The 19,891-nt window shown below is 36.5% G+C and carries 11 protein-coding genes and 1 pseudogene; 7 read left to right on the top strand and 5 right to left on the bottom strand.

The window, feature by feature from the left end; genetic code table 11:
• Positions 1–19: 19 nt before the first annotated feature.
• Together MVE64_RS10820 and MVE64_RS10815 are read right to left on the bottom strand one after the other, a co-directional pair.
• Positions 20–541: a hypothetical protein gene (locus MVE64_RS10820; protein ID WP_247346378.1), complete on the bottom strand. Its 522-nt coding sequence runs from the start codon at positions 539–541 to the stop codon at positions 20–22.
• A complete protein-coding gene (locus MVE64_RS10815; protein ID WP_247346377.1) occupies positions 510–1,433 on the bottom strand; it encodes a L,D-transpeptidase family protein in 924 nt (307 codons plus the stop codon). The genes MVE64_RS10820 and MVE64_RS10815 overlap by 32 nt, the downstream gene beginning before the upstream one ends.
• A 473-nt stretch (positions 1,434–1,906) precedes the next feature.
• Here MVE64_RS10815 and MVE64_RS10810 point away from each other — a divergent pair, with 473 nt between their 5' ends.
• Both MVE64_RS10810 and MVE64_RS10805 read left to right on the top strand, forming a co-directional pair.
• Complete coding sequence (locus tag MVE64_RS10810) at positions 1,907–2,617, top strand: LCP family protein (protein WP_247346375.1); 711 nt, start codon at positions 1,907–1,909, stop codon at positions 2,615–2,617.
• Positions 2,618–3,162: 545 nt separating this feature from the next.
• Entirely contained in the window at positions 3,163–3,312 is a 150-nt protein-coding gene (locus MVE64_RS10805) for a hypothetical protein (RefSeq protein WP_247346373.1), read from the top strand.
• A gap of 55 nt (positions 3,313–3,367) precedes the next feature.
• Here MVE64_RS10805 and MVE64_RS10800 read toward each other — a convergent pair whose 3' ends face one another.
• On the bottom strand, positions 3,368–4,609 hold the full coding sequence (locus tag MVE64_RS10800; RefSeq protein WP_247346371.1) for a transglutaminase domain-containing protein: 1,242 nt from the start codon (positions 4,607–4,609) through the stop codon (positions 3,368–3,370).
• 217 nt (positions 4,610–4,826) lie between these two features.
• Between MVE64_RS10800 and MVE64_RS10795 the strand changes: the two are divergent.
• Positions 4,827–6,230 (top strand): annotated as a pseudogene (locus MVE64_RS10795) (alkaline phosphatase); the annotation flags it as partial.
• Between the two features lie 455 nt (positions 6,231–6,685).
• Here MVE64_RS10795 and MVE64_RS10790 read toward each other — a convergent pair.
• Positions 6,686–8,413 (bottom strand): O-antigen ligase family protein, encoded by a 1,728-nt coding sequence (locus MVE64_RS10790; protein WP_247346369.1) that lies wholly within the window; start codon positions 8,411–8,413, stop codon positions 6,686–6,688.
• An 87-nt stretch (positions 8,414–8,500) separates the two neighbouring features.
• The gene (locus MVE64_RS10785) at positions 8,501–10,237 is read right to left on the bottom strand and encodes a hypothetical protein (protein WP_247346368.1); all 1,737 of its coding nucleotides are present in this window, start codon (positions 10,235–10,237) and stop codon (positions 8,501–8,503) included.
• A gap of 193 nt (positions 10,238–10,430) precedes the next feature.
• Between MVE64_RS10785 and MVE64_RS10780 the strand changes: the two genes are divergently transcribed.
• The 4 genes from MVE64_RS10780 to MVE64_RS10765 all read left to right on the top strand — a co-directional run bounded on the left by MVE64_RS10780 (position 10,431) and on the right by MVE64_RS10765 (position 19,891).
• Positions 10,431–12,032 (top strand): ankyrin repeat domain-containing protein, encoded by a 1,602-nt coding sequence (locus MVE64_RS10780; protein WP_247346366.1) that lies wholly within the window; start codon positions 10,431–10,433, stop codon positions 12,030–12,032.
• Positions 12,033–12,205: 173 nt separating this feature from the next.
• Positions 12,206–14,587 carry a hypothetical protein gene (locus MVE64_RS10775; protein WP_247346364.1) on the top strand — a complete coding sequence of 794 codons (2,382 nt, stop codon included), beginning with the start codon at positions 12,206–12,208 and terminating at the stop codon, positions 14,585–14,587.
• 111 nt (positions 14,588–14,698) lie between these two features.
• Complete coding sequence (locus tag MVE64_RS10770; RefSeq protein ID WP_247346362.1) at positions 14,699–16,723, top strand: glycosyl hydrolase family 18 protein; 2,025 nt, start codon at positions 14,699–14,701, stop codon at positions 16,721–16,723.
• Between the two features lie 486 nt (positions 16,724–17,209).
• The gene (locus MVE64_RS10765; RefSeq protein ID WP_247346360.1) at positions 17,210–19,891 is read left to right on the top strand and encodes a hypothetical protein; all 2,682 of its coding nucleotides are present in this window, start codon (positions 17,210–17,212) and stop codon (positions 19,889–19,891) included.

Genomic DNA, 19,891 nt, shown 5'->3' with positions numbered 1-19,891 from the left:
GAGGCTGCCCTTACCTATATTACTTCTTTAATTTGCTTCTCGTTTCTGCTTCATACGTTTCTAAGAAAGCCTTCATGCCGGGTAGATCTGGGTATTTTCCAGGGTAAAGCTTATTTCCTGCATCCTTAATTTCAACTGCGCGATGTTTTAAACGATCGAGTTTTTCTAGTTCCTTTAAAGCGGTTGCTTGATCGTTTTGAGCCATGAGATTATTTATTTTATTTAATAGCTCATAAATAGAAACTTCATAAATAACTGTTTCTCGAATAATTTTCGCTTGCTTTACAAGTGCCTCTGCCATGTATTTGCGTGTTTCACTTCCATAAACCTTCCCTATTATGAGCTCTTCTTTTCTAATTTCAGCTGATAATAGATGATACGATGTAACTAGTTCAGGAGAAAATGCATCATTTTGTACAAACTGATAAACGTTGTTTCTCGTAAGTTCTACTTCATTTTTCCCATAATTAATAGCATCAATAAATTGAGCTGATCTTATTTGATAGGGTTTAACGGCATCTAGCCCCTTGTTGTAGCTCATGTTTTTTCGCACTCTGAAGGAGATTGATTTTTGCTTGTGCGTTTAAAATAGCTATTTTCGCAGCTGAATAATCTGAACTAAACTGTGGAGAAAGAGTTACTTCTTCTATAGATGATGCAACGTATTTCCCTCTTAGCTTATTGGCCTTTATTTGAGCATCTGCTACAGCTTGACTTGCTGCTTCTTCAGCATGATCATTTAAAAGATTGTTAATTTGGATTGTCTTTCCAATTACAATGATTGGCTTTTTCGCAGGATCAATCCATGTTAAAAGCTTCTTTACATTTTCTTCTGCAAGAGCAACACAACCAGCTGTTGGACTTGTTGAGCTTCTCCATACGTGTAAGAAAATCGCACTTCCTTTTCCTTTCACAATCGGGTCTGTATTGTAGTTAACCGCTACTGCATATTTGTAAAGAGGCTGCTTTAAAATTTCATAGGAATTCCAGCGAGTATTAGGGTTTCCATTATAGGTAACCCATTTGTTGTAATCAGAAGAAGCTGGGTCATCTATCCAATAATCATTTGCTGTTGTAGTTCGATATGGCAGCTTAACACCAGCTGGTTTTTCACCCCAGCCAAAAGCAGTGCCAAGAGAGTACACTCCAGTTGGTGTAATTCCGTCACCTTCTTGTTGCTTAGTTGAAATTCCGTTCTTACCAACGACGGCCGACATGGTTGGAAGAGCTTTTCTCCACTCACCGTTACTTTTTTCATATGTTGTGACAACAGCACCGATGCCACCATTGTTATTCACGATGATGATCTGGTTTTCATCACTAATTTGGTTCATAGAATCAAAGCCATTTAGTTGACTGGCTGCATTTGAATGTTGTGGAATCATCGTAAAACAAACCACAAGTGCCAGGAAAAATAATAGCTGCTTTTTCAAAAAAATACCCTCCAATACCGTTTTCTTCTACTATATAAATCTACGATAAAATCATTAAATTTAAGTCTATAGACAAACAGAATAGAATACAAGGGTAATATTTGTTTAAAATTCCCAAAAGTGCCTTAAATTTAACTTTCAAAATAAGAAAAAAATGATACAATTACTTATTAGTAATCTACTATCTATTACGAAAGAGGATAAATGATGAATAAAAGACAAGATCGACATAGAAAGAAAAAAAGAAAAAGAAATTTGTTAGAGGGTTTTTCTTCCTTCTAGTTCTTATACTTGGCTTTGCTGGTTATATTTTTTATCAATATTACACTGGCCTACAGGCAGCGGGTGAGGGCTTTGATAAAAATGCTGCGACAGACTTTGACGGAGCAGAAGTTGATAAATTAGGAAAAATCAATGTTCTACTACTCGGGATTGATTCACGAGGAGAAGAGAAATCACGTACTGATACAATCATGATTGCCCAATATGATACCAAAGAAGGAACAGCCAAGCTTGTATCAATCATGCGTGATACGTATGTTGAAATACCAGATTACAAAAACTATAAAGTGAACACAGCTTATTTCTTAGGTGGTCCTGAATTATTAAGAGAAACCATTCAAGAAAACTTTGGAATTGACCTTCATTATTATGCACTTGTTGATTTCAAAGGCTTCCAGCAGGTTGTTGATACTCTAGCACCTGAAGGAATCGAGATGGACGTTGAACAAAGCATGTCCAAAAACATTGGTGTAAGCTTAGAGCCTGGTGTGCAAATGCTTGATGGAGCAGAGCTGCTCGGGTATGCAAGATATCGTGCTGACGCAAAAGGTGACTTTGGACGAGTTGAGCGTCAACAGAAAGTAATTAATGCTTTAAAAGACGAATTAATTAGTGTGAATGGTGTTACGAAGCTTCCAAAATTAATTGGTACGGTACAACCTTATATTGAAACAAATGTTGATGGTGCTGAAGTGATTGGGATTTTAAAAGACTTTGTTTTAAACACACCAGAAGATATCGAGACAATGACGATTCCAGTTGAAGGTTCGTATACGAGTGCAAGCTATTCTCATGCTGGATCTGTATTAGAGATTGATATGGAAGAGAATAAAGCGGCGTTAGATGCGTTTTTGAATGGTGGTTCGTCGGTGGTGACGAGTGATTCGGAAGAGGAACAGTAATTAGTTTTTGAGGGAATGCTCAGGCCTTTTGGAGGCCTGGGTGTTTTTTGTTTTATAGCTAGTTGTTTTTATAGGAGATGAAGACCGAAGTGGTGGTTGAAATCGGGGGAGATGGTCTTCATAGGGTGGATGAAGACTAAAGTGGAGTTGGATATCGGTGGAGATGGTCTTCGTAAGGTGGATGAAGACCAAAGTGGAGTTGGATATCGGTGTAGATGGTCTTCATAGGGTGGATGAAGACCAAAGTGGTGGTGGAAATCGGTGTAGATGGTCTTCATAAGGTGGATGAAGACCAAAGTGGTGGTGGATATCGGTGTAGATGGTCTTCATAGGGTGGATGAAGACTAAAGTGGAGTTGGATATCGGTGTAGATGGTCTTCATAAGGTGGATGAAGACCAAAGTGGTGGTGGATATCGGTGTAGATGGTCTTCATAGGGTGGATGAAGACCAAAGTGGTCGTGGAAATCGGTGTAGATGGTCTTCATAAGGTGGATGAAGACCAAAGTGGTGGTGGAAGAAGGGAGAGATGGTCTTCATAAGGTGGATGAAGACCAAAGTGGCAGTTAAAATTGGGGAAATTGGTTTTCATAAGATGAAGAACGACAAACCACAATCAAAAAAAGAGAAAACTGTCGTTCATAAAGGTAATGAACCACAAAACACCTTCACCATAAGCCGCAATAGTCTCACATAAAACAAAACAGCCCAATTCCACAAAAATTGGACTGCCCGCCATTTCAATTAACCACCTATTTCATAAACTTCCCATCCGTCGCCTTCGGAAACCCAGAATTATCCCACTTATGATCCTTCGCCAATTCACTATCCGTCACCAGGAAGTAATCATAACGCACATAGCCTTTCTTATCCGGAACAGGATCATTCCAAGTAGCGTCAACGTTATACCAGACACCATCAATCTTAACTTTGTTCCAGGCGTGAGCCCCACCGTTGCCTGTACCAGTCACGTACTTCGTTTCAATATTCAACTTACCTAGCAAATAAATCATAGCTTCGGTATAACCTTCACAAACAGCCGTCCCTTTTATAAGTGCTCCATACACATTATAAGAGTCTTCAGGTAGTGACCCCCTCAGATAATTATCATAATCATAAGCCATATTCAAAACTAGGTAATCATGAATCGCTTTCACCTTTTGATACTCAGACATTCCAGGCGTGATCGTCTTTGAAAGAATCTGGTTTGCCTTCTGCTCTAACTGACTTTTCATCGATAATATCGTACTCGTAGAGTATAGATACTTAATTTCAAATCTACCATCAGACCAGAACAAACTTCCTTTATAGCTAAAATAAAAAAGCTCTGGATGATCTTGAAGAACCGAATTCAATGTTTCAAAAACAACATCTGAATCCTTTGAAAAACTCCCAACATTAATTTCCGGCTTTATACTCGAGATTCCGTTATAAATAGAAGAATAAAGGCTCGGCACACTACCTGTTACTATTGTATTTCTTAAGGTATTTTCATAGTTTGTAAGATAGCTATTTACCGCAGAAGGCAGGGAGGCATATCCACCGGCATCCTTAATTTCAACGGCTCTCTTCTTTAAACGATCAAGCTTTGCTAGTAAGTTTTTTGCTTCATTAAAGCTTCCTTTTTTCACGTTTGCATCGATTTGCTCTAGCAAACGAAGCTGTGATACTTCATAAATGACCCGTTCTCTTGAGATTTTTGCTGGTCTTACAAATTCGTTCAACAAATACTCACGCTTTGAACTGCGTGGAACCTTCCCTATAGCTCTTTCAGTTTTTCCGATCAAAGCTGAAAAATCATTATATAAAGAATCGACTAACTCAAGATTTCCCTGATTGATTGCCCGATCAAATGCTGTTTGCTTTTGTTTCAATTGATTAGCTACGTTTAATGCATCTTTATATGGAACTTCCCAAGAACCCGCATAAGCTTGTACATGTGAGAAGCAGAAAAACAGGATCACTAATAATAGTGTTCTCCTCAACGTAAACATCCAACTACCACCTTTTCATAGAGTTACTAGAATTATAGCAAACTTTCATTAAAAACAATCAAACTTCCCGACAATGGAAAAATGTAAACATCGTTTTGACAATATTTTTACATTTTTTACATATTTTTTACGACAATTTACATTAGATAAATACTTGGTTAACAAAACTCTATTAATATAAAACTAGTGTACAAGATAACTAGTAGGAGGATGAGCAATGAAAAGTAAAGATCTTTTCAAGAAATTAGTTCCGGTTACAATTCTATCTTCAGTAGCCATTGCGGGTGTTATTGGGGCAACATCAAACACAACTGTATCAAGTGCAAAAAGTAAAGGTGATCCAGAAATTAAAAACGTTATCTTTTTAATTGGTGACGGTATGGGGCCATCTCCACTTGCAGCACACCGCTACATGAAGGATAATCCGAAAACAAAAGAAATGGAACAAACTGAATTCGACAAGTATTTAGTCGGTATGCAAACTACATATCCAGATGATCCAGAACAAAACATTACTGACTCTGCATCTGCAGCAACAGCAATGGCATCTGGTATCAAAACGTACAATAATGCAATCGGTATGGATGCTGATAAAAATCCATACGAAACAGTTCTTGAGCAATCAAAAGAAATGGGAAAAGCAACTGGTTTAGTTGCAACTTCTGAGGTTACACATGCTACACCAGCTGCTTATGGTGCACATGATGAGAGCCGTAAAAACATGGATGCAATCGCTGATGACTACTTTGATGAGTTAGTAAATGGCGAACATAAATTAGACGTTCTTCTTGGTGGAGGATTAAAGAACTTCTCAGCTGATATCCGTAAAGATAAGCGTGACCTTGTAGGAGAATTCGAAGATGCAGGTTATACAACTGTATCAACAAAAGAAGAGCTAATGAACGATGATAGCGAGCAAGTCTTAGGTTTATTCGCTAATGGTGGTCTTCCAAAAATGATCGACCGTCCTGACAGTATTCCTTCATTAGAAGAAATGACTGAAACAGCAATCGAGCGTTTAAGCAAGGACGAAGATGGTTTCTTCTTAATGGTTGAAGGAAGCCAAATCGACTGGGCAGAGCACGACAATGATGTTGTTGGTACTATGAGTGAAATGGAAGATTTCGAAAAAGCATTTAAAGCAGCAATCGAATTTGCTGAAAAAGATGGTCACACTTTAGTTGTTACAACTGCTGACCATGCTACTGGTGGTATTTCTCTTGGTTCTAACACAAAAGCTTCACCGGGTGGGGACTACAACTTCCACGTAGGACCAATTAAAGCTTTCTCAAAAACACCTGACTACATTGCAGCTGAAATCTTTGCCGCTGGTGATAAAGCTGATGTTGAAGGAATTATGAAGAAGTACATTGCTGCTGACTTCTATAGCAAAATCACTGCAGAAGAATTTAAAGCAGTGAAAGATGCTGCTGCTGCAAAAGATGGTACAGCAATCGATAATGCAATTGAAGCAATTGTAAATGATCACTCTGTAACTGGTTGGACAACTGGCGGACACACTGGTGAAGATGTACCTGTATTTGCATATGGTCCGCAAAGCGATCGTTTTGCTGGATTAATCGACAATACAGATCAAGCGAAAATTATCTTTGATCTTCTTGAAGAAAACTATGTTCCTGGTGATGATAATGAAGAAAAGCCAGAAAAAGGTAAACATATTGGTCGTATCTTAATTAAGAATGACACAACTATGTACAAGCCTAACGGTGATGTATTCCGTACGTTAAAAGCTGGCGAAGGCATTCGCGTATTTAGCTCAGAAGACGGTGTGTATGACGTAGGTGGCGGCTATACTGTTAAGCATGATAATTCAAAAGTAGTATTCTATGTTGGTTTTGTTACAATCAAAGCTGATACTTCTTTAATGAAAGATGGTAAAGCTGAAAAAACACTTAAAAAAGGTAACATGTACCGTGTTTATAGTGTAGATGGTGATCAAATCCATGTAGGTGGCGGATACTACGTTCAAGCAGATAGCAAAGTATCTTATGCAAAACACTAAGATATAAAGAAAAAGCTTTGTGGGATCTTTCTCCTACAAAGCTTTTCTCTTAATCAATTCCTTCTATTAGGAAAGAGGTTATTCTCTTTAGAAAGCTCATAATAATTCTCTGCTTTCTTAAAATCCCCCGTTTCTTCCGCAGCCTTACCAGCTTGATAAAGCAGCCAAGCATGATTGGGTTCATATTGTAACGACTGTTCCAGTAATCTTACTTTCTCATTTCCGGTTACCAACTCATTTTCCACAGCAAAGCGAACATAATCAGTTTCCCATGCATTTTTATCGATAGCCTGTTGAATCCATTGCTGTGCTTCTTCTCTAGTCAATGAACTGTTTGCAGCTTTATAGGCTGAATCGGCATTTATAAATTGGTAAGATAGCCAAGCACTACTAATAAGTAGGATGAATGTGATGGATATCGCCATTTTGTTTATTAAAGAAGAAAGCTCGGACTTTTTTTGAGTGATTGAAAGACACAACAGAAAAAGTAAAAAGAAAGGATAGGAAAAAGTAAAATCCAACATTCCGTGTGCTACTAAAAAGAGAAATGCAGGAAACGCAGCTGCATGACTACGCCATAAACGATAACCGGCTTTAATTAAAATCACACAAACATAGATTAGTCCAACGATACCAATCTCAATCCAAATATTTAAAAAGCCGTTATGAACTTCACTTGTTAAATACGGAGATGATTGAATTCGATACATGAATAACTGCCATGCTTTTCCGCCAAGTCCCACCCAGGTAAATTGTTCCCAATGCTCTAGTGAGTCCTTCCAGTACAGCACTCGTTCAGAAAGTGTTCCGATATCAAATCCTAGACGACGTTGTAATGAGTCAGGTAAGATTCTATAAAACAATCCTTTCCAATAGAGATCACTCACTGTTAAAACGATGAAGACAGTTAGGGCTAAAGGAAAGATATGACGGTTTTTAAGATATGGTACTTTCTCTAAAATCTTAAACCTATCTCCGAGCCAAACGAGGGCACCTAAGAAAATCAGTAAAATCATTGATGAAAATGTAATTTTATTCGTACCACTTAACGTAAATAACATATAAAGCAGGGTTCCACCTGAAATCATAAAGGAGGATAAAATAAAATATTGTACATGCCGATTTGCTGGGACAACATAAAATGAAATCACCCATACTACGGCAAATACAATCCATGCCCCACGAGACTCTGTTAATAAAAACAAAGGCCATGCCGGCAGGACAATGAAACTATGAAGGAGGTAAAGATGTTTTTTTGACTCTTTCAAAGCTTGGACAAGATGAAACAAAATGATAGCAGCAAGAAAGGATGCAAAAGCATTTGGATATTGCAAAAATCCTCCAAGGCGCTCTCCAAGTCCGGAAATTTCCTTAGATAAAGGTAAAATAAAATGTGGAAACGAAATGATTTTTATTAAAATAAAATAGGTTCCTATAATAATTGTCCAGCTTAGAGCAACAAGGATAAGTGGTAGTTGCTGACTAGGATTTTTTAGTTGAAAAAGTAACACACTAAAAGCAACCACCGTACTCCAAACTAGAAGCTGATCCAATGTCCCTTGAACAGAGTCCACACCAAAAAACAAAGTAAACAAGTATAAAAGAGGTAGCAGCAATAACCATAGAGGAATATAAATAGGTTGATGACGAATGAAACGAATGAGTAAATAAATCCCTACGAAAGCAAAAAGTACAAGGGAATATTTGTGCATTAACTCACTAGGGTAGAGACCGAAGCTTATGAGAGATAACAATAAAAAAAGATAAATGATAAATACCATGGGACGCACCTTCCGTAACTACATAAGAAAAAGAAACAGCCATGTAGCTGTCCCTTTCTCTTTCTATAATAGTACCACAATGATCAATTAATATTTTAACGCATGTAATGTTGTTTTAACTTGATCAAGGCTTTCAATGTATTCACTTTGTGTTAAGAAGATTGTGTTTGTATTTGGGTTTTCAGCTGATAATCTTATATATCCGCCGGTATAGCCCAAACTATAAGTTCCTAATTTGTCACCATTATTTGAATAAACATATGCTTTATTAGCATCATATGGTGTGAATAGAATCTTGTTATTGAGTGGATAAAGTGCTGACCACTCTGTATATGGAATATTTGATTGCCAACTGAATTGACCATTTGGTGTAATGCTTGCGATATATTCACCAGTATTCATGTAAAGTTGGTTATTCGAGCTGAAGAAGCTGCTGTGAATATAGTCAGAAGATCCACCATATGATTCTGGTATGATTTCAAGCTCTCTTTGAATGTTTCCAGTAGCACCTAGTGTATAGAAATGTGATGCAGTTAGAATTAATGTGCTTGTCCCATATTCTCGTAAGTCATACACATAGCCAATGTCGTTCGATTCCCAATTTTTCTCCCCGTTTTGATCAAACGAATAAAGTGTTCGAATAGAGGAGGCATAATCATCTCCACCATAAATCATATAAACATAAACATTATTATCGACTTTCAGTAGCTCATAATAGTTGATGGTGTTTATTTCAGGGTTATCAATTGCTAAACTGTTAGTCCATTCTTCATTTCCTGTGTTTGAATACTTCGTTAACGTACTTGCTGTCCAATCATCAATGTTAATATTCATAATATAAACAGATCCGTTTGGTCCTAGTTTCATGTCCCATTCACCAGTAGGCTTTGCAATTGAGTAAAGAAGCTTTCCGTTAGAAGAAACGGCGTTGATTTTATTTTTTACGATTAAGTATACTGTTCCATTTTCACCGATCATATAAAAATCTTCATATTGATCCATGCTAGAATTTAGTGAATAAGTCCATTCTTTTTGACCGTTAGTTGTATAAGAAGTAACAGTTCCTTTTGTGTAATTGATTGTAACAATTCTTGGGTCTTCTTCTGTTCCACCTAGTTCAACTCGTTGATCTTTTACAGTCCACGAATCCTTTTTTGTTCCATCTTCATCAAAAGACATAATATCTGCGTGGTAGACTTCATTAACAATATTATAATTCCCGTAAAGTAGATCTCCGTCATTCTGAACATTTCCTTCAAATAATGGCTCACCAGTAAATGAAGCTTTCCAACCGTCTGCAGGGTTGTCGGTGTTTAGTTCTGATTCAATATCACTTTCCCACTCTGTTAAGGTGTTTGTGATTGTTGCTGGAACAGCTTTATATCCGCCAGCTTCTTTAATTTCAACGGCTCTTTTCTTCAAGCGCTCTAACTTTTCTAAATTGCTTTGCACTTTATCGAGTTGGCCTTCATTCAATTGCTTTTCGATAATAAGTAATAAACGGTATTGAGAAACCTCGTAGATCACACGTTCTCTCGCAATTTTTGCTGGACGTACATATGAGTTATTTAACTGATCTCGATTCGATTTTCCTGAAACCTTCCCGATGGCTCTTTCTGTTTTTTTAATTTCATTTGACATAGCATCATATTGATTATGTATGTCTTCAATATCACCAGCGTTAATCGTTTGTTCAAAAGATGACAGCTTCTTAAGAAGCCCTTGACCAAGTGCTTTTGCATCATCTTTTGCAGCTGCATGAGTGATGTTGGCACTGAAAATAAGAGTAAAAATAGCTGTTAAAAGAAATAGTGCTTTTTTCAATGTACAACCTCCTATGAAATAATAATTCTATTAGCCTATGAATATATTACCATAAAATGAAAATATTTAAAGGTTACCTGGAGAAAGACCTAGTTAATAAATGGGAATGAAATCCTAATTCTAAAGGAGGGGGTTGCGTGATAAAATGACGAAGTAATCTATTATTTATTTTTACCGTAGAGGAGATCGTCCGTTGAAAAAATTACCGATTATTGCTTTATCCGTTGGCTTACTTGTAAGCCCGATTAGTCCATTAGCAACTGAAACAACTGCTTTAGCAGCTCAAAGTCATTCCAACTATGATGCAGCTGTGGAGCAAGGTAGATCATTAAATGCGATTCTATCAGTTTATAACAATGCTATTAATAAAGGCGAGCTTATTACGATTGACATGTTTTATGATACGTTAACTAGTGAAATACGTCAGCTGGAGATTAAGATCGGAAAGGTATCAGGAGCTTCCAATCGTGAAAGGTTAGCACAAACATACTTAGTTCCCGCAAAAATAGCTGTTGAGCGTACGATCTATGAGGTATCTCAATCTCGTTTAATGGATGTTATTATGGAAGATATTTATAATTATGAGTTTGATAAAGTAGAAAGAAATACTGCTAAGCTTGAACGATTGAAACAGCGTGCAGTTGCTATTAAACAAGCAGGTGGATATGCAGCATTACCACCGGTTATTGATCAGGACTTAAGATACTGGGAAGCTGATTTACAAGGCTTTTACTTAAGTGAACTTCTTTACGAATATAGTGATGCTATTGATTATTATGAAGATATTGACATGGCAAACGAGCTATACAACAACTTAACAAAACAAATGAAGCTAACTCAACAAAAAATTGGGAAGGTAGCAGGAAAAACTAATCGTGCTGAGCTTGATGAATTCTATGTACTACCAGTAAAAATGGAAATTGAACGCACAATCTATGAAATTTCTCAATATCGATTATTAAACATTATTTCTGATGACTTGTACTTAAATTCTGATACAGTAAAAGCCCAGAAAGAATTTGCGAAGCTTGATAGATTAAAAAATAGAGCCGTTGAAATTAAAGATGCAGGTGGATATGCAGAGCTTGTAGCAATTGAAGAGTATTTAAGAGATATGGAAGTAGGATTAACTGATTATCTTAACTTGTTGGTTAATGGAGGAGAAGTTCCAGTAGATACAAGTGAGGCTGTTGAAGAGCTTTGGTCAGCCATTTCAAATAGTGATACTGCGACTGTTCAAACTCTACTTAACGAGAACACATTTAACTTAAATGAACTTGTTGTAACAGACGACACGATGAATTCGGACATGCTTATTCTTCAATATGCAGCTGAATATTCAAATGTGGATATTGTTAAATTACTAATTGATCACGGAGCCGACCCATTACAAACGAATATACATGGACAAGATGCAATGGGCAGTGCGATTATTGGCAACAACATTGAGATTGTTCAATATTTCTTAGACAATCATTTTGATGCGAGCTATGTGAATGTTGATGATGATGTGTTCCAGCGCACTCCGTTAATGTATGCAGCTGGTCATGAAAGACCGGAAATTACTCAACTTTTGATTGATGCTGGTGCCGATCTTAATGCACAAGACCAAATGGGACAAACTGCACTTATGTGGGCTGCTTCTTATAATCATGTTGAAACAGCTAGAGTCTTACTTGAAAACGGAGCAGATACAACGCTTGTTGATGGAAGTGGTTTAACTGTTTTTGATATGCCTACAGCTGATTATGAAAATTATGATGCAATGGTGGCTTTACTAGAATCTTATAAATAATTGCAGAAACAGAGAGCAGAGACGCTCTCTGTTTCTTTTTACTTTATAGTTAGTAAATTTTCACCTCCTATTTACATCTTTTCAACATAAAACGATAGAAACCTAAATAGTGTAATAGTATAATTATCCTATTATTAGGAAAAACGCATTGTAGGTAAATGTAGGAGGTAAACATGCGAACAACAAAAGCACTACTATCTATTATTTTATTTTTATCACTTTTTTCATTCTCGTATCCAACACATGCAGCAAATACTGCACTTAAAGATGCTGAAAATGTAGGGAATATGCTGCTGCAAAGGCGCACAAATATGGAGGCAGCTATCAACAAAGGTGATCTGGAAACGATTGATATGCTTTATAACGATTTCACGACATATATTAGCAAAACGGAGCGAGCAATTGGAAAGGTTTCTGGAAGCTCTACTCGTTCAAAGCTGCTTAACAAATATGTGAAAACATCTAAAATAACAAAAGAACGAGTGATTTATGAAGTATCGCAAATTAGATTACTTGATATCATTGAAAGATCTTACTTTGATGGGAATGGACAAAAAGCAACAAGTGACTTAAAGAAATTAGAACGTTTAAAGAAAAGAGCCGTTGATATTAAAAAAGCTGGAGGTTATGCACAACTGCCAGCTGCAGTTACAACGTTTTTAACGAAAAAAGAAAATCGAGTAAGAAACACGGCCCTTGTTCAAAAATTAGGTCCTCAATTAACAAATATTAATGTGTCGGTTGCAACGTTTGGAACGAGCTCGAATGGTGAACACCTTATGCTCTCTGTTCTACAAGGACTTCCAGCGACGTTAGCTGTAACAAATCTTTATACAAAAGAACTAGTTGACGTAGAACCTCTTGCTAACACAACGGCAGGCTGGTCTATTGAAGAAGGTCCTGCAGGTACATTTTTCATTGGAACAACACCAAACGAATTATTATATAAGTACGATGTGAACAAAAAACAGCTTACGAAAATTGGAAAAGCTACAACAGAAAATAACACGGTTATTTGGGATCTTGATTATTCAAGCTCAAGCAATGCCTTTTATGGTGTTACTTCAAATGAAGGAAAAGCCTTTAAATTTGTAGATGGCAAAGGCTTTTATGATTACGGCACGATTCTTCAAGGCAAAAAGGATGCGAAGAGTGTTGCGTATGGAGACAATGATTATCTCTTTGTAGGATTAGGATCTCCGGCAGAGCTTGTTGCGCTTAATGTGAAAACAAGAAAAAAAGAGCTTCTTTTGCCGAGTGCTTATAAAAATGAAAAGAATATTCAAGCCTTAGATGCTATTGACAATCTTTTGTTTGTGAAGGTAAATCCAAGTGGAAAGATTTTATATTATGATGTAAATTCAAGAAAATATCTTGGTGAATTTGCAGCAGATTCTTTTGGTGTTTCAGCGAAATCGCCTAAAGGAAATGTTGTGTACTACGGCTATCAAAATTCGATCTATTCGTTTAACTTAGCAACGAAGGAACGTAAGCTTTTGGTAGATCGTAAGGTTCCTGGTACGATTGTGTCTTTCGACTTTGTTACTAACAACACCCTTGTTGGAAAACTTGGGAGTAATGAACGATATTTTACTTATAACTTGGATACTCAACAATTTCAGCATGATTTAATGACTCTACCTGCTCAGCCGATTGAGCTACATCATATTGGTTCTGATAGTCAAGGAAATGTGTTTAGCAGTGGATTTTTAAATGGTAGTCTTGGTATTTATTCACCGAGCACGAAGAAAACCGAGGTAATGGGAACAACAGGTCAGGTAGAAGGCTCTGCTTATATTAACGATAAGATGTATTTAGGTGTTTATCCGCAAGCAAAGATGATTGAATACAACCGATCTACTGGTACATCTAGAGAGCTTATCAACTTAAGTGGATATGGGCAAGATCGACCAAGTGCTGTTCTTCATCTTCCGAATACAAATAAATTATATATCGGAACAACACCACGTTCAGGGTATAGTGGTGGAGCGCTAGCGATTCTTGATGTTGGTTCGAATAAAGCTATTGTTAAAAATCAACTGATTAAAGAACAAAGCATTGTTTCATTAGCTTATTCAAAATCACAAGGAAAAATCTACGGAGGAACGTCTATTTTTGGAAAACCAAATGTAGATCCTGCTAAAACGAACGCAACATTATTTACTGTTGCTGCTAATAATCCAAATGCAGCTCCTGTTATTTTGAAGATGCCATTTAAAAATATCCGTTTTTATTCAGCATTAGCTGTGGCAAACGACGGAATGATTTGGGGATTAGCAGATGAAATTCTTTATGCGTATCATCCTGCTAAAGGTGTTGTGTTTAGCAAGAAAATAGTGAACGATGTTTCAGGTCATTCACCAAATGGATCCTTATTAATAGGAAAAGACGGATACCTTTATGGAGTTGTCGAAGGAACAATCTTTAAAATGAATCCGAAAAATCACCGTCTTACTTATTTACGTCAAAAACGAGATGTAAAACAAGTGATTCAGTCTCCCGATGGAACGATTTATTTTCACGATGGAGTTAGTTTGTGGAAGTACTCTCTTTAATATAATAAGTAAAAACACCTTGTATTCCTTACAAATACAAGGTGTTTTTTTCATAATATAAGAGAAGTTGTGCAGGCTAATCAATAATATCTGTCAGTGGGAGTGTCATCCATGGAATTATTTGAACGACATAAAATACTAGCGACGGAAAATGAAGTTGTAATTACTCTTTATTTAGATTCTTTTTCAACAGAGTTTTCAAGTGAATTAGGATTTAAAGGAAAAATAGACGATTTACATGCAATAGCAAAGGAATATATCCAAAAACGTTTTCCGGAAATTAAACATGCGACAGTAAAGGTTGTAGCAGGAGTTGTACTTGTTTCAGCTTTTTCTCTTCATACGACGCAAAAAGCTTCGGCACATGTTGCTGATTTTAATATGACATACCTGTATTTTGGGAATACCAAAAGCTACATAAGTCAGGTTGATCGCACAGGTGGCAACCTTAATCTAGTTTCACCTAGTTATTTTGATCTGAATAGTGATGGCTCACTAAAATTAACTTCTCAAGTGGATAAAACATTTGTAAATGAAATGCATAATCGTGGGATTAAGGTTGTTCCATTCTTAAGTAATCACTGGGACCGGACATTAGGCAGAACAGCATTAGCTAATCGTGAGCAGTTGTCTCAACAAATTGCGGATGCAATCGTTACTTACAATTTAGATGGAGTTCAAGTGGATATTGAAAATGTTACAGATGTTGATCGGGATAATTATACAGATTTGGTTCGACTACTAAGAGAGAAGATACCTGCAGATAAGGAGGTTTCTGTTGCAGTAGCAGCCAATCCTTATGGCTGGAATAAAGGATGGCACGGTTCCTATGATTATAAGCAGCTAGCTCAATACTCCAGCTATATTATGGTGATGGCCTATGATGAAAGCTTTCAAGGAAGTCCAGAGGGTCCGGTGGCAAGTCTTTCTTTTGTAGAAAACTCGATTAAGTATGCACTAGGTGAAGAGGTTCCTCCGGAAAAAATTGTACTTGGGATTCCGTTTTATGGGCGTTACTGGAAGCAAGGAGAAAGCTACGGAGGCTATGGGCTATCGAATAGCAGGGTAAGCGAAATTGTAAGTAAATATAAAGCAACAACAACCTATGATACAAAAAGTCAGTCACCGATGATGACCTTTGAAGTAAAATCAACAGATCCCGTTATGACGATTGCGGGAAGAACATTAACAGCTGGTACCTATCATCTTTGGTATGAAAATGAAAGGTCGATTCAAGCAAAAGTGAATTTAGTTCATAAATATGGTTTAAAGGGAACAGGAAGCTGGAGTTTAGGACAAGAGGACCCGAGTATATGGGAGAATTATCGAGCTTGGTTAACAACTCATACAACAACAGTCGATAACACTGATTCCAATCCAACCGTAGAGGAGCCTGCAGCTGATAGTACAACCTACGTTGTACGTGGAGGAGATACATTATCTGGTATTGCCAAGAAATTTGGAATAACAGTCACACAACTAAAGGAGTACAATTCGTTAACAACAGATGTGATTCATATCGGACAGCTTCTTTATTTGGTTCCTAATGAAGAAAACACACCGATTATTATCCCAAATACAACACTTCCAACAAATCATGGTCAAATTATTGGCAGGCTGTACTTAAAGGAAGACACACAGCTACTAAAAAAGCAGCCAAATGGTTCATATTTTAATTATAAGCTGCTGAAAAGAGGCGAAGTGATTAATGTGTTTGGCGCTCAAGGAAATAAATATGATGTTGGCGGTGGCTATTATATAGAAAAAACAGACCGAATGAGTCTTCATATTGGACGGTTATTAATTAAGAATCGAGAAGTTTTATATAAGCCGGATGGCACGTTTTTTCGTTATTTAGAAAAAGGAGAAGCGATAAAGGTATTTTCCTATGATGAAAATAAGTATAATGTTGGTGGTGGTTATTATATTAAGCCAACGAACAATGTGTTATATTATGAGGGATTTTTAAAGCCAAAAAGCTATTTACCTTTATATAAACCGAATGGGGCGGTGCACAGACATATTCGTCCTGACGAATATATCCGAGTTTACAGTATTGATGGTGACAGGTTTTATGTTGGTGGAGGCTATTATATAAAAATTGATCGGAGTTTAGCTTCATTTGTGAGACATTAAGATAAAAAGTAGGTATTAACATAAAGACCTCCTGGTCGGAGGTCTTTATGTTAATCATACACTTGTCTAAAAGAAAAATCCAAACCCTATAGTAAAACGAAAATGATGTCATAATTATGGAAAGCCGTCCAACAATATGGAATCCTACCATATTTATGAAACCACGGGAACAAAGACTATTTTACCACATTTCAGGGAAAATTATGCTGTTTTTTCATAATTTATTAAGAAAGTTTTTTCTTTATTTTTCATAGGGAATAAAAACAAGGAAATCCAGAAAAATCAAGGGTTTATTATGGTTTTTTTGAAAGAATTTGCTTAGTGAAAAAAGTTAATTAACCTAACTATTAGCAAAATGTTCCATAAAGTTTAACAATAAATCCCTTTAAAATATTAGGAAAGTCACATAGAATAAAAGGTAGAAAGAGACTATTAATTTTCATCGAGGAGTAGGAGATTTTGGTTAATTATAGGAGAATTATTTATTTGAGTATTGTGATTATGTGTATAAGCTTCATTATACCATCTTTCAAGGGACAAGCTGCCTCGAATTCTGAGGAGACAATTTTCGAGAATTTGGGTCCTAAAGTAGAGTATTTAAATGTGATTAGAGGAAAAAGTGTTACCGTTCAAGGGAAAACATATTATGTAGCTCTTTTACAAGGAGAGCCTGCAAAAGTAGCGGTAGTAGATTATCAAACAAAGAAAGTGATTGATTTAAAGGAACTTGAAGGAGCAAAGGCTGCTTGGTCAATTGAATCAACTTCTGATGGACAGGTTTACATTGGAACAACTCCAAATGAACATGTGTATAAATATGATTTACTAACGAATAACCTAGAAGACCTTGGTAAGGCAACTACGAATTCGGACACTGTTATTTGGGATTTGAATTACGATGAAAAAAATGACCGATTATTTGGTGTTACTTCTTATGGCGGTCGAGTGTTTTCTTACAAACAAGAAGAAGGATTTGAAGATTTAGGCACGGTAATGCAAGGTAGACAATATGCAAGAAGTGTTGTTTATGATGAAGCAGAAGATACCTTATATGTAGGAGTGGGATCACCCGCAGCACTCATTAAGTGGAACTTAATTACAGATGAAAAAACAAATCTTCTGGAAGAATATACAAAATCTAGTTCATCTGTTTATGATCTTGATATCGTAGACGGACAATTATTCGCAAAGATGGAAGGAACAAATGAGATTCTTCATTATGACCTTGAAACAGATGAAATGGTCAATCAATTTCAAGCTGATTCTAGAGGAGTTTCAGAAAAGAAAGCAAATGCAACAACGGTATTTTATAGCTTAAAAGGATCTTTATATGAATACAACTACGTATCAAAATCGAGTAAAAAAATCCAATCAGATTTAAACGGATCCAGTGCTGTGTCATTAGATATTATTCCTGATGAAGGTAAGGTAATTGGATTAGCAGGAAATCTTGGTAAATTTTATGATTATAATTATCAAACGAATACGTTTAAATTAACTGTATTAAAGCTTCCACCACAGTTTGTTGAAATTTTTCGAATCGGAAGTAGTTCAACAGGTGATATCTACAGCTCAGGGTTTATTTCTGGCTATTTATCTAGATATACTCCGTCTATTGCTATGAATCAAACCTTTAGTGGAATCGGACAAGTAGAAGGAATCACTGAATCAAACGGTAAGTTATATTTTGGAACGTACCCTAATGGTGATATTTACGAATATGATCCTACTGAAGTATGGAGTAAAGGATCGAATCCGAAAAAAATTCTTTCATTATCAAGTGATGGTCAATCTCGTCCATCAGCTCTAGTGGTGGATGATGAAAACAAGCGTTTATTCATCGGCTCTGTTCCAAAAAGAGGAGAACATTCTGGATTAGTGACGATTTATGATACGGAAAATCAAGAAATCATAGACCAAATCGTATTAAAAGAAGGACAAAGTGTTGTATCAGCTACATATGATGAAGAAAATAATATCTTATATGCTGGTACATCTGTATACGATGGCACAGGTGTAAAAACCGAGGATAGTGCGAGTATCTTTAAAATCGACTTAAATCAAGAAACTTATACAGCTGAAGAAGTATCCATTTCCAACGGCTATAACATTATGGTCTCAGCATTAAAATGGAATGAAGATGGAAAAATCTTTGGAATTGTTGATAATAAGTTTATTGTGTATTATCCACGTGTAGAACCTGTAACAGAGCCTGAACCGGACACGGAGGAAAACACTGAAACTGAGACAGACGGAGAAACAGAAACAAATCCGGAAACAGATTCCAAGCCTGAACCTGAAGTCGAACCAGAACCTGAACGAATTGATATTTATCCAATCATTCCTGAGAGTGTGTTAGGAATGGGTAAGAATGAATCATTAATCGATGGTGAAGATGGCTATTTATATGGAACCGTACAAAATTCACTTTTTAAAGTAAGTCTTACTAATTTTTCGATCAAGATTTTTAGACAAGGTGATGTTAACACATTAGCTAAAGGTAATGATGGCTACTTATACTTTAATAGTGGAGCTAACTTGTGGAGAGTGAAGCAATCACAGTTAACGAATGACAAGGCGATTGAACCAACGCAAATTCAACTGCCACATGTCACAGTAACAGAATCACCGTTCCCGATTGCGCGTGTTTATACGAAAAAACCTGTTGTTCTTTATAAAAAGGTAGCGGGAAATATGGTGCCATATAAAAACCTGCAATCTAAGCAAGCATTTAGAGTATACGGTTTAGAAGGCCAATATTATCATACTGGTGGCGGCTATTATATTTATCATGAGGCTTCAAAAACATCTGCCTATATTGGTAGAGTGTTCACGAGTATTCCAACCCAAATTTATACTCCTACCGGCGAGCCGTTTAGAATGATGCTCCCTGGTGAAGAAATTAAAGTGTTTAACTATGATAATGAAAAGTATGATGTTGGTAATGGTTATACCATTGCTAAATCAGCAGAAGTAACGTATTTTACTGGTGCAGTCAAGCTACTGGGTGATACGGAGCTTTATAAATATGGTGAAGAAGATCCTGTTCTAACATTGTCAGCAGGTGAAGAGCTGTTTATCTCGAATACAGATGGAAATAAATTAGAGATTGGAAACGGGTATTACATCTTGTATGATAAAAGTAGTATGGAATACAGTAAGAGTTAA

Source organism: Metabacillus endolithicus (assembly GCF_023078335.1).
GTDB classification, from domain to species: Bacteria; Bacillota; Bacilli; order Bacillales; family Bacillaceae; genus Metabacillus; species Metabacillus endolithicus.
This window is presented reverse-complemented; position numbering and strand designations above follow the sequence as displayed.